Here is a 12,630-nt window from a genome sequence, read left to right on the forward strand (position 1 = left end):
ATGCCGGAGATGCCATGCTTGTCACCGCTGACATTGCGGACGGCATTCCGGGCAGCCCAGAGATTTCGCGACTGGCAAGCGCCATGGGCGGCGCGGCGAAGAGAACCGCCAGGAAGCAGTGCAGCATTACGCGGCGGCAGTTTGGCAAACGGCGCGACAATTCTGTTTTTCCGGCTTCAGTCGTAGTCATCATGGTTGTGATGATACGTTGCCCCGGCCTAAAAAGCTGTGCCTCACATCACAGTCGTTCCGATCGTGCCATTGTTGACAATTGACGGGACTGCGTAACAATTTTCATATCCAGCTCCTGTGGAAGGGTGTTTTTTATGAACACTGTCGAGCCCGATATTCAAAAGTGCCGGACTCTGCTGATATCGTCCCTCACCTATGAATGCCTGAATCATGTGCCCCAGTGCAAATACTCGTTGTGCGTCGGACTGGTCTGCTTCTGCATGCATCCTTACAAAAGCGAGTTCAGCACGCGTTCTGCAGCATCTTTTTCCATAATCGAGCATTGAGGCGTGCCACCGGCAGCGGAGACCATCCGTTTGGACGTTGCCGTTGATGTGCCAATCCAGCTTCGTGAGGTACCTATGCGTAAACCGCGTCTCTCGGGAATTGTCGTGCACGAGCCGATGCTGACGGAGTGTCGGACTGACCCCCTGCCGGAGCAATTTCCCTGCTGCCTGCTCCGGGCCCGCACCTGCAAATATGCGGTCGATTCGATTTCCTTCTACACCTGTCTGCATCCGGCGCATATCTCCAGCCACCGGTCTTCCTGACCATACCCGCTTTTGCTCTTCGATCTGCGGCTTCTGCGCCCTTCGATCGGTCAGCGGATCGAATTTCATCCGCCGCAAAGGGGTAGGGTGCGGATTGGTACAGCCGCCGCTACCGCTGCCAGGCGGCTCTGCAGGTCCGCAGCTGTCCCAAATACCAATCATCGAATCCAGATTGTTGCCTCGTCTCTTTAACAACAATTTTTTGATAATCGTTATCAATTTCATTTACACCCCTTCATAAAAAGTTTACTCTGGGCACAAGGATGTAGACAAAATCAATGGGAGGTCGGTCATGAAAAGGATAACCCAGATAACTCCGGTTCTGGCGGCAGCCTTGATGATTGCCGCCATGCCGGCCCATGCAGATGAAGCAGCGATGGCCCCGCACATGCAGGATCAGAAAAACGAATGCCTGCTGGTGGCCATGAATTGCGGCAGCCAGGTAGATTCCATTCAGCAGCGGATCGAGAGGCTGAATATGGAGATAGGTCGAGGGAGCGCCGTGTATACCCGTGACGAGTTGAGGCAGCTGAATGACCAGCTGGATGAGGCGCACAGGATGCTGGAGCTGATTGAAACCGGCAGCGGCGCATGACAGACTGCGCTTCCCGTGAATAAGCGGAGAAGCGGGAGCATGAGCGCAGAAGAGAGAAAAGGGACCGTGTGAGGCGGTCCCTTTTTTTCGTGGTGTGTCTGATGCTGGGGAAGCGAAAGTAATCTTGACGTAAAAGTAAGAAGCTGCTACAGGAAAGATCTTCGAATTCGAGCACAAGGATGGAGTATGCCGCACATAGTCATCGACGAAACGCGTTGCAAGGGGTGCGGACTGTGCACCATCGCCTGCCCCAAAACCCTTGTCCGGATGAGCGAAACCCCCAACAGTATCGGATTTACCGTGGCCGTCTTCTCCGGGGCAGACAAATGCACCGGGTGCGCATTGTGCGCCGAGATGTGTCCCGACGTGGCTATTACAGTCTTTAAATGACCGGAGGCAGCAACCTCCCCATTTCCTGAATCTGCCGGAAGCCCCGGACGTGGGGCTGCTGTTTCAGGCACTCCGGTGTTGCGGATTCGGGAATAGGTCTCATGTTCAGGATGGAGTTGGCAATGTCATCAAAATTGTTCGTCAAGGGTAACGAGGCGGTGGCCATGGCCGCTGTGGAGGCCGGCTGCCGTTACTATTTCGGCTATCCGATTACCCCGCAGAGTGATATTCCGGAGTACCTCTCCCGTGAGCTGCCACGGCTGGGGGGGGAGTTCATCCAGGCCGAGAGCGAGGTGGCTGCCATAAACATGCTGCTGGGGGCCTCCGCTGCCGGCGTGCGCTGCATGACCTCATCCTCCGGCCCCGGTATCTCGCTCAAGCAGGAGGGTATCTCCTACATGGCCGGTTCCGAGCTGCCCGGGGTGATTGTGGACATCATGCGTCAGGGCCCCGGTCTGGGGGGCATCGATGCGTCCCAGGCCGACTATTGGCAGGCCACCCGCGGTGGCGGTCACGGCGGGTATCGCATCATCGTGCTTGCGCCGAATTCGGTCCAGGAGATGTATGACCTGACCATGCTGGCCTTCGATCTCTCCGATCTGTATCGCATTCCGGCGATGGTTCTGGCGGACTCGGTCATCGGCCAGATGAAGGAGTCGATTGTGGCCAATCCCCGTCCTGTTGTGGATTTGCCGGTAAAAGATTGGGCAGTGCGCGGCAGGCAGGAGGGGGAGGCGCAGCGCGTGGTGAAGTCGCTCAAGCTGGGGGATGGCGAGATGGAGGCCTTCCACTGGAAGATGCACGCCCGCTACCAGGAACTGGCGGAACAGGAATGCCGCTGGGAAGAGGTCGGGACCGCGGATGCGGAGCTGGTGGTGACCGCTTTCGGTTCCGTGGCCCGCATCGCCCGGACCGCCGTTGCCATGGCCCGTGAGGCCGGCCTGAGGGTAGGGCTGCTGCGTCCGGTCACGCTGTTCCCCTTTCCCCGGCAGGCCTTTCTCGATCTGTCCCGGACCTGCAAGCGCTTTCTCGATATCGAGCTCAGCACTGGCCAGATGATCGAGGATGTGCGTCTTTCGGTGGCCAGGGATGTAGAAGTCGATTTCTACGGGCGCCCACCGGGGGCCGGATCGCTGCCCACTCCGGAAGAGCTGTTCGAGCAGATCCGTAAACGATACTGATACCAGGGCAGGTTGACGCGTCCCGATGCGGGCCGCAAAGCACCTTTGCGAGGAATAGATGAAACAGGTATTTGCACGGCCCGAGAGTCTCAAGGATGTCCAGACCCATTTCTGTCCGGGCTGCCATCATGGCGCAGCCCACCGCCTGGTGGCCGAGGCCATGGACGAGTTCGGCATCCGCGGAGAGACGATCGGCGTGGCTTCGGTCGGCTGCTCGGTCTTTCTTTACGGCTATTTCGACATCGATGTGATCGAGGCGCCCCACGGCCGTGCCCCGGCGGTTGCCACCGGTGCCAAGCGGGCGCGTCCCGACCGGATCATCTTTACCTACCAGGGTGACGGCGACCTGGCGGCCATCGGCACTTCGGAGATCATCCATGCCGCCAATCGCGGTGAGGATATCACCGTGATTTTCGTCAACAACACCACCTATGGCATGACCGGGGGCCAGATGGCACCCACCACCATGGTGGGGCAGAAAACCTCCACCTCCCCCTACGGCCGCGACCACTCCAAGGACGGCTATCCGATCCGCATGGCCGAACTGCTGGCACAACTGGAGGGGGTCGGCTTCTCCGCCCGCGTGGCGGTCAACAATCCGAAGAACATCATGCAGGCCAAGAAGGTGATCAAGACAGCCTTCCGGTACCAGACGGAAAAGAAGGGTTTTTCTTTTGTCGAGGTGCTGGCGGCCTGCCCGACCAACTGGGGCATGACCTCCCTGGCGGCCAACCAGCGCGTGGGGGATGAGATGATCCCCTATTTCCCTCTGGGCGTGCAGCGCAACACAGCGAATCTGTAAAGGCGGAGTTTCCATGCGTCACGATCTGTTCATTTCCGGGTATGGAGGGCAGGGGGTGCTGCTGGCCGGCAACCTGCTTTCCTATGCCGCCATACACGAGGGCAAAAACGTTTCCTTTTTCCCGGCCTACGGCGTTGAAAAACGCGGCGGAGCAGCCATGTGCACGATCGTGTTCGCCGATGGCGATACCGGCTCACCGGTAGTGGGGCAGCCGTCGGTCGCAGTGCTGCTCAACCCGCTGTCTTTCGAGAAATATGCCGCCCGCGTCAGGCCGGGTGGGATCTGCATCGCCAATTCGTCACTGGTACCGTGCGATGGTGTCGAACTGCCGGGTGTGCGCCTTGTGCCGGTGCCGATGAATCAGATCGCCATCGACCTGGGGGATGTGCGGATGGTCAACATGGTAGCCTGTGGGGCCTATGCGGCCGCTACCGGTGCGCTCGCCCCGCAGTCGCTGGAGGCGGCGCTTGCGAAGGCGCTGCCGGAGCGCAACCACCGGCTGATCCCGGCCAATGTCCGGGCTATCGAGGCTGGCGCTGCGGCGGCACGCGGTTAAAAAGGCTTGACTGTTATGCTGGGCGTTGGTATAAGAAATATTCTTCTGATGGGGTATCGCCAAATGGTAAGGCAACGGACTCTGACTCCGTCACTCTTGGTTCGAATCCAGGTACCCCAGCCATAAAAAACAAAAGGGTCGCGCTATTGAGCGTGGCCCTTTTTTTGTTGAAAGACAGGCCGATACTCTCGATGGGAACATCGAGGCGGCTGCCGGAGCCGGCGGTGAATGTGCGGGACTTTTTTTCACGTGGCTCCTCTATTTATGATAACCTAACGAAAGAATCCCCGATCATTCTAGGAATGGCAGGAACTGATCTATGGCTGATGACAGAGACAATGGTTTCCTCTCCAATTTTTCACCCGAATGGATCGAATCGCTCTGCCAGGCTTGGCAGCGCGATGCCGGCTCGGTGTCGCGGGAATGGCAGGTCTTTTTCAGTGGTTTCAAGCTGGGGGCAGCGACCCCCGTGGGGGGCGTCCCGTGCGACGAAAGGCTGGCGCAGAAATATGCCAACGTCGAGTCCCTGATCTACCGCTATCGCTACCTCGGCCACCTGCTGGCCTGCACCGATCCCCTTTCCCCCTGCCAACTCGATCATCCCCTGCTGACATTGTCCGCCTTTGACCTGAACGACGCCGACCTGGACACGGTGTTCGACGTTCCCGGTTTCTCTCTGCAGCGGGCCACCCTGAGGGAGATCATCGCCACTCTGCGTGAAACCTACTGCCGCGAGCTGGGGGTGGAGTTCATGCATATCCAGGATCCCGGCGAGCGCCAGTGGCTGATCGACCGGATGGAACCGATCCGGAATCATCCCTCGATTGCTCCCGATGAGAAGCTGCATATCCTGGAGCAGTTGCAGCAGGCCGCTCTGTTCGAGTCCTTTTTGCACCGGCGGTTCGTAGGACAGAAACGGTTCTCCCTGGAAGGGGGAGAGGTGCTGATTCCGGTCCTGGATGCCATAGTGCGCGCCTGTCCGGCAGCAGGAATTTCCGAGATCGTGATGGGCATGTCCCATCGGGGACGTCTGAACGTGCTGGCTCATATTCTCGGCAAGCCGTACGAACGGATTTTTGCCGAATTCCGCGACATCACCTCGTTTGGATTTGTCGGGGAAGGGGATGTCAAGTATCACCAAGGGTATACGAATGACATCGCGGTGGCGGGCAGTCCGCTGCATCTGACTCTCGCATCCAATCCGAGCCACCTGGAAGCGGTCGGGCCGGTGGTGGAGGGCAAGTGCCGCGGCCGCCAGGATCGCTCTGGCGCGGATGGGGCACAGCGCATCATGCCGCTTCTGATCCATGGCGACGCTGCCTTCGCCGGACAGGGAAGCGTGATGGAAACGCTGAACATGTCCCAACTGGAAGGATACGGTACCGGCGGAACCATCCACATCGTGCTGAACAACCAGATCGGCTTCACCACACCCCCCAAGGATGCCCGTTCGACCCTGTATGCCACTGATGTGGCAAAGATGCTGGATTGCCCGATCTTCCACGTGCAGGGGGAAGCGCCTGAGACGGCGGTGCAGGCCGTCCGGCTGGCGCTGGCCTACCGGCAGGCCTTTGGCCGGGATGTGGTGATCGAGCTAATCTGTTATCGCCGGCATGGCCATAACGAGGGAGATGAACCTGCCTTCACCCAGCCGCTGATGTACCGCAAGATTACCGACCGCCTACCGGTCCATCGCCTGTACGCCATGGCCCTGGCCGAAGAAGGTGTGGCCCCGGCCGTACTGGCAGAGACCGAGCAGCGCATTGCTGACCGGCTGGAGTCGGCGTTCCACCGGGAGCCGCAGGGGGGCGAGCCGAGCTTCCGGGCCGACTGGAATCAGATCTCCCGCGAGTACGGCACCGTGCCGGTCGAAACCGGAGTGCCCGCCGAAATCCTGCTCGCACTGGCAGAGCGTATGGCTGAACTCCCCCCCGGTTTTACCCCCCACGACAAGATCGGTGCCCTGGTCCGGAAACGCCTCGAAGCGGTCCGGAAGGGGAACGGCATCGACTGGGGCAATGCGGAAACGCTGGCGTACGCCACGCTGGTGAATGAGGGGGCGCCGGTGCGCCTGTCCGGACAGGATACCCCCCGCGGCACCTTCAATCATCGCCATTGCGTCCTGCACGACGTGAACAGCGGTGCCACCCATACGCCGTTGGCGGGCATCGCCCGGGACGGCGCCTTTTTCCAGGCCTTTAACAGTCATCTGTCCGAATTCGGCGTGCTGGGATTCGAATACGGTTTCTCGCTGGAATACCCGCAGGGGCTGGTTGCCTGGGAGGCGCAGTTCGGCGATTTTGCCAACGGCGCCCAGGTGATCATCGATCAGTTCATTTCCAGCGGTGAAACCAAGTGGAACCGGGCCAGCGGGCTGGTGCTGCTGCTGCCGCACGGATACGAAGGGCAGGGGGCGGAGCATTCCAGCGCCCGGATAGAGCGCTATATGCAGCTCTGCGCCGGAGAGAACATGGTGGTGGCCAATCCCTCCACTCCGGCCCAGATGTTTCACCTTCTGCGCCGCCAGGTCAGGCAGGCCTTTCGCAAGCCGCTGGTCGTCTTCACCCCCAAAAGCCTGTTGCGTCACCCGCGCTGCGTCTCCCGTCTGGATGAGCTGACCACCGGTTCGTTTCGCGAGGTGCTGGCAGATGGCGTCGAGCCGGCCTCGATACGGCGCGCGCTGCTTTGCAGCGGCAAGATCTACTATGAGCTGGCGGAGGAGCGTGAGCGCAGGGGAGACAGCGACCTGGCCCTGATCAGGATCGAGCAGTTGTACCCCTTCCGCGCCGACCTGGTGGCGGAGGCGCTGTCCCGGTTGCCGGAGGATGCTGTCGTGACATGGGTCCAGGAAGAGCCGGAAAACATGGGGGCCTGGCCCTGGCTGCGTACCCGGCTGGCCTCCCTGCGAAGCGGTATCCGCTATATCGGCCGGCCGGAGGACTGCTGTCCGGCGGTTGGTTCACATCGTCTGCACGCGGAACAGCAGGCAGAGATTATCAGGGCAGCCTTCGAATGAGGATTTCTGGTCTGAATCCGTGATGGCTCCCTGTCAGTGCTGGCCTGAAAGGCCACTGTCCCAAGATTTTGGCGGGGTGGTGGCTGCGAACCGGCGACGGTAGGGTTCTGCTCTTTCAGGCACTCACGGCTGCCGCCGCAAAATATTTTTCGAAACCGTGACAAATCGGTTACACGAACGCGAAAACAGGTGAAAAAAGGCTTGCATTCGCTAGTTTGTCGTGCTAGCATTTGTAAAATTTATGTTCACTAAAAAGTGAGCTCGCAAGGCTCACTTTTTTATTTGGGGAAAACAGGGTATGGCTCAGCACAAAGATGACATAATCGAGCGCGTTACCGCCCTGTCGCTGCCGATCCTTGACTCGTTGCAGCTCGAGCTGGTGGATGTCGAGTTCAAACGCAGCGGTCGTGAAGCGGTGCTGCGGCTGTTCATCGACAAAGAAGGGGGAGTGACCCTGGACGACTGCGCCGATTTCAGCCGGGAGCTGTCGACCGCCCTGGATGTCGAGGATTTCATTCCCTGCGAGTATAACCTGGAGGTTTCCTCCCCCGGCCTCGACCGGCCGCTCAAGACTACGGCCGATTACGAACGTTTTGCCGGCCGGCTGATCAAGGTGCGCACCTATGAGCCGTACCCTGACGATGCCGGCAACCGGCGCAAGACGTTTCTCGGACTTCTGGACGGGCTCAGGGATGGGCAGGTCGTAATGAAGCTGACCGAGGGGCAGACCGCCTCGATACCTCTGGATCGGGTGGCCAAGGCAAACCTGGAATTTGAATTTTGATCTGATTTCATACACGTCAGCAAGGAGACGCAATCGTGGAAACGAACATCAGCCTCAAACACGCCATTGAGCAGATTATCAAGGAGAAAGGGATCGACCGGCAGGTTGTCCTGGAGGCCATGGAGCAGGCGGTGTTGACCGCTGCCAACAAGAAATACCGCAACACCCGTGACCTGGAAGCCCACTATAATCCTGAGACCGGTGAAGTGGAACTGTTCGAGTTCGTGACTGTTGTTGACGAGGTTGAAGATTCCTACAAGGAAATCAGCCTGGATGAGGCGCGTGAAATCGACCCGGATGTCGAAGTGGGAGACTCCCTCGGCGAAAAACTGGATTCCAGCGGTTTTACCCGCATTGCCGCCCAGACAGCCAAACAGGTCATCATCCAGAAGGTGCGGGAGGCCGAGCGCGAAACCATCTTCAACGAGTACAACGACCGTCAGTGGGAGATCATCACCGGTATGGTGCGGCGCTTTGAAAAAGGAGACCTGCTGGTCGATCTGGGGCGCGCCGAGGCGATCCTGCCCTCCAAGGAGCAGATGCCGCGTGAAGTTTACCGTCCCGGCGATCGCATCAGGGCCATTATCACCGACATCCGCATGACCACCAAAGGGCCGCAGATCATTCTTTCGCGTGCCCATCCCAGCATGCTGGCCAAGCTGTTCGAGGCGGAAGTGCCCGAGGTGGCCGAGGGGATCGTCGAAATCAACGCCGTTGTGCGCGATCCGGGCAGCCGTGCCAAGGTGGCGGTTTCCTCCAACGACTCCGATGTCGATCCGGTCGGTGCCTGCGTCGGTATGCGCGGCGCCCGCGTCCAGAACGTCGTGTCGGAGCTGCGCGGCGAGAAGATCGATATCATTCCCTGGTCGGAAGATATCGCCCGTTTCGCCTGCAACGCCCTGGCCCCTGCCCAGGTATCCAAGGTTTTCGTGGACGAAGAGAACCGTGTGCTGGAGGTTGTCGTGGCCGACGACCAGCTCTCTCTGGCGATCGGCAAGCGGGGGCAGAATGTTAGCCTGGCTGCCCGCCTGACCGGCTGCCGCATCGACATCAAGAGCGAAGCCAAGGCCGCGGAGGCCGAATTGCAGGAATTCGCCTCATTTGACGGCACTCAGTCGGCCGAGCCGGAACTGTATGAAACCACTGGCGATTCGTCGGTTGAAGAGGAAGGCAGCGAGTCTTCGGCAACGGACGAAAAGACGGAGTAATCAGCGGGTATGGCCCGGCACGATCAGAAGGAAAAACCGCAGCGTAGTTGCCTGGGATGCCGTGAGTCCCGCGACAAGAACAGCCTGATACGCTTTGTCCTGTCGCCGCAGTCCGAGGTTGTTCCCGATTTGACCGCCCGGCTTCCCGGTCGCGGTGCCTATGCCTGCATCAGTGCCGAGTGTGTGGCCGCAGCCGTAAAGCAGCGCCAGTTCAACCGCGCTTTCAAAAAGGAAGTCAACGTGCTTCCCGCGGAAGAATTGAACGAGCTGATAGCGCGCCAGATGCGCGAGCACATCCTGGGGTACCTGGGACTGGCCAACCGTGCCGGTAAGATCGTCTCCGGCGGGTCGCTGGTCAGCGACGCCATCCGGAGCAGGACCAAGCCGGGTCTGGTGTTGGTGGCCCGGGACGTGTCCGAGGCCATAGGCGAAAAAATAGAGCAATTGGCCGGCGTGCACGGCATACCCTGCGCCCGCGTCCTGACAAAGGACGATCTCGGTGCGATACTCGGCAAGGCGCCACGCAGCGCGGTTGCCGTTAAAGATGGCGGATTCGTTGCGCGGATCGCCGATGAAATCAATCGATACAGAAACTTCCTGGGGGAGGTGTAAGACCTATGACTAAGATTCGCGTGAGCAACCTGGCCGAGCGGCTGGGACTGGATACTCGGGAGGTGATTGCCCGGTTGAAGGATATAGGAGTGGACGCCAAAACAGCCACATCGCTTGTTGACGAGGATGTCGCCAAGAAGCTGAGCTCCTCCCCCGCCAAGGAAAGCGGCACCGAAGAGGTCAGGGTCACCACCAACATCATCCGCCGCAGGGCCAAGGCTTCACCGGTAGCCGAAGAGCCGCCGGCACCGGCACCCGTTGAGGTCAAGGAAGAGAAAGCGCCCGAAGTGCCCGTTGTCGAGCCTGCGTCGGTAATGCCGGAAGCTCCGGTTGTCGTCGAGGAGGCGCCCAAGCCCGAAATCAAGGCTGCCGAGCCGGTCGTGGCCGAGAAGCCCAAGCCTGTCGAACCGGAGAAGCCCACTCCCAATCAAGCCCGCATTCTCGGCATGGTTGATATACCGGGAGTCACCAGCCGGCCCACCCGGGTGGTCACCAAGGAAGCCCCCGTTACCCCGCGGCGTCCGGCCGCTCCCGGTTCCGCCCCTGCATCCGCTCCCCGCTCCGGCGAGCAGGTTCAGCAACGTCGGCCAGGTCCGGCCGGTGCTGCACCGGAACCGGATCGCGCACGCATGAAGCAGGTCCCGGTGCCTCCTGCCGCTCCTGCCGGCGACGATCGCCGCAAGCCCGGCGGCGGCAAAGGGGCCTATGCCGACAAGGGGGGCAAGAAAGCGACCCCCACTGCCAAGCGCAAGGAACAGCCACGCAAGAACGAGCTGCTCGAGAAGCGTGGTGAGCGTATCTTCGATCCGGTTTACAAGGGAGCCAGGAAAAAAGGCAAGGGGGATCGTGGGATCGAAACCCGCGGCAAGACCACCGAGATCACCGTTCCCAAGGCCATCAAGCGTATCATCAAGATCTCCGAGACGATCAGCGTGGGCGAACTGGCCAAGCGCATGGGCATCAAGGCTACCGACCTGATCAAGTCGCTGATGAAGATGGGCATGATGGTAACCATCAACCATCCTCTGGACTACGACACTGCCGCCATCCTGACCTCCGAGTACGGCTATGAGGTCGAGAACGTGGCAGTTGACCTGGAAGAGATCCAGGAGTCGGTGCCCGATGCACCCGAAAGCCTGGAAAAGCGTCCTCCGGTTGTCACTATCATGGGACATGTCGACCACGGCAAGACCTCGCTCTTGGATGCAATTCGCGAAGCCAACGTCATTGCCGGCGAGGCTGGCGGCATCACGCAGCACATCGGCGCCTATGACGTCGAGCTCAACGGCAGCAAAATCACCTTCCTCGACACCCCCGGCCATGAAGCCTTTACCGCCATGCGAGCCCGTGGTGCCAAGGTGACCGATATCGTGGTCCTGGTGGTTGCGGCCGACGACGGCGTCATGCCGCAGACCCGGGAGGCGATCAACCACTCCAAAGCGGCCGGCGTTCCGATCATCGTGGCCATCAATAAGGTCGACAAGCCCGATGCCAAACCGGAGCGCGTCAAGCAGGAGCTGATGGAGTTCGGCCTGGTCGCTTCCGAATGGGGGGGCGATGCCACCATGGTAGAGGTTTCGGCCAAAAAACGCCTCAACCTGGAAGAGTTGCTGGAGATGATCCTGCTGCAGGCCGACGTGATGGACCTCAAGGCCAACCCCAACAAGCTGGCCAAGGGCACCATTGTGGAGGCCAAGCTCGACAAGGGGCGCGGTCCGGTGGCCACGGTGCTGGTACAGGAAGGTACCCTCAAGAACGGCGACTACTGTGTGGTCGGCATCCATTCCGGCCGCGTCAGGGCCATGCAGAACGATCGGGCCGAAAAGGTGCTGGAAGCCGGTCCTTCCATGCCGGTCGAGGTGATCGGCCTGTCGGGCGTGCCCGATGCCGGTGACGTCTTCGTGTCCATGAAGGACGAGAAGCAGGCCAAGGAAATCGCCACGCTGCGGCAGATCAAGCAGCGCGAGGTGGAGCTGGCCAAACACGCGAAGATCACCCTGGAAGACCTCTACAAGCAGATCCAGAGCGGCGAGGTCAAGGACCTCAACGTCATCATCAAAGGGGACGTGCAGGGCTCGGTCGAGGCGGTGGGAGAATCGCTGCGCAAGCTTTCCACCGATGCGGTCAGGCTCAATGTCATCCATTCCGGCGTTGGCGCCATCACCGAAACCGACGTCAACCTGGCAGCCGCCTCCAACACGATCATCATCGGCTTCAGCGTCCGTCCGGAGGTCAAGGCCCAGGCCCTGGCCGAGAAGGAAGGGGTCGACATCCGCCTCTACAGCATCATCTACGATGCGGTCGAGGATGTGAAAAAGGCCATGGAAGGGCTTCTGGCTCCGACCCTCAAAGAGAAGTACCTGGGACGGGCCGAAATCCGCGAGGTGTTCTCGGTGCCCAAAGTGGGCAATATCGCCGGTTGTTACGTCCAGGACGGCAAGGTATTGCGCAACGCCCAGGCGCGCCTGCTGCGGGACAATGTGGTGGTCTACGAGGGCAAGCTCTCCTCCCTGCGCCGCATCAAGGACGATGTCAAGGAAGTTGCCTCCGGCTACGAATGCGGCATCGGCCTGGAGAACTACAACGACATCAAGATCGGCGACCTGATCGAGGTCTTCGAAATCGAGAAAGTAGCCGCAAAACTGTAACATCAGGGACCGGTAACCGGGGACCGGGGATCAGTGAAAACTTGTCCCGGTCCCCG

The 12,630-nt window shown here is 60.2% G+C and carries 11 protein-coding genes and 1 tRNA gene; 11 read left to right on the forward strand and 1 reads right to left on the reverse strand.

From position 1 onward, the window contains the following. Window positions 1–233: 233 nt before the first annotated feature. Window positions 234–1,007, reverse strand: coding sequence for a hypothetical protein (locus tag GSVR_RS08660; protein ID WP_173199037.1), 774 nt, complete (start codon window positions 1,005–1,007; stop codon window positions 234–236). Between the two features lie 67 nt (window positions 1,008–1,074). On the opposite strand from GSVR_RS08660, the gene GSVR_RS08665 reads away from it, so the two are divergent. From GSVR_RS08665 to infB, 11 genes are all read left to right on the forward strand, one after another. Next, window positions 1,075–1,377 (forward strand): hypothetical protein, encoded by a 303-nt coding sequence (locus tag GSVR_RS08665; RefSeq protein WP_173199035.1) that lies wholly within the window; start codon window positions 1,075–1,077, stop codon window positions 1,375–1,377. 186 nt (window positions 1,378–1,563) lie between these two features. Further along, a complete protein-coding gene (locus tag GSVR_RS08670; protein ID WP_173199033.1) occupies window positions 1,564–1,767 on the forward strand; it encodes a 4Fe-4S binding protein in 204 nt (67 codons plus the stop codon). Window positions 1,768–1,889: 122 nt separating this feature from the next. Beyond that, window positions 1,890–2,948: a 3-methyl-2-oxobutanoate dehydrogenase subunit VorB gene (locus GSVR_RS08675; RefSeq protein ID WP_173199031.1), complete on the forward strand. Its 1,059-nt coding sequence runs from the start codon at window positions 1,890–1,892 to the stop codon at window positions 2,946–2,948. 58 nt (window positions 2,949–3,006) lie between these two features. Next, window positions 3,007–3,750: a thiamine pyrophosphate-dependent enzyme gene (locus GSVR_RS08680; protein WP_173199030.1), complete on the forward strand. Its 744-nt coding sequence runs from the start codon at window positions 3,007–3,009 to the stop codon at window positions 3,748–3,750. A 13-nt stretch (window positions 3,751–3,763) separates the two neighbouring features. Further along, a complete protein-coding gene (locus GSVR_RS08685; RefSeq protein WP_173199028.1) occupies window positions 3,764–4,306 on the forward strand; it encodes a 2-oxoacid:acceptor oxidoreductase family protein in 543 nt (180 codons plus the stop codon). A gap of 49 nt (window positions 4,307–4,355) precedes the next feature. After that, window positions 4,356–4,429, forward strand: a tRNA-Gln gene (locus GSVR_RS08690). Window positions 4,430–4,625: 196 nt separating this feature from the next. Then, window positions 4,626–7,322, forward strand: coding sequence for a 2-oxoglutarate dehydrogenase E1 component (locus tag GSVR_RS08695; protein ID WP_173199026.1), 2,697 nt, complete (start codon window positions 4,626–4,628; stop codon window positions 7,320–7,322). Window positions 7,323–7,620: 298 nt separating this feature from the next. Continuing rightward, window positions 7,621–8,106: a ribosome maturation factor RimP gene (gene rimP, locus GSVR_RS08700; RefSeq protein WP_173199024.1), complete on the forward strand. Its 486-nt coding sequence runs from the start codon at window positions 7,621–7,623 to the stop codon at window positions 8,104–8,106. Window positions 8,107–8,141: 35 nt separating this feature from the next. After that, window positions 8,142–9,314, forward strand: coding sequence for a transcription termination factor NusA (gene nusA / locus GSVR_RS08705; protein ID WP_173199022.1), 1,173 nt, complete (start codon window positions 8,142–8,144; stop codon window positions 9,312–9,314). Between the two features lie 9 nt (window positions 9,315–9,323). After that, window positions 9,324–9,926, forward strand: coding sequence for a DUF448 domain-containing protein (locus GSVR_RS08710; protein ID WP_173199020.1), 603 nt, complete (start codon window positions 9,324–9,326; stop codon window positions 9,924–9,926). Between the two features lie 5 nt (window positions 9,927–9,931). Continuing rightward, window positions 9,932–12,574, forward strand: coding sequence for a translation initiation factor IF-2 (gene infB, locus GSVR_RS08715; protein WP_173199018.1), 2,643 nt, complete (start codon window positions 9,932–9,934; stop codon window positions 12,572–12,574). The last annotated feature ends 56 nt before the right edge of the window (window positions 12,575–12,630 follow it).

It is taken from the genome of Geobacter sp. SVR, assembly GCF_016865365.1.
Taxonomy (GTDB): domain Bacteria; phylum Desulfobacterota; class Desulfuromonadia; order Geobacterales; family Pseudopelobacteraceae; genus Pelotalea.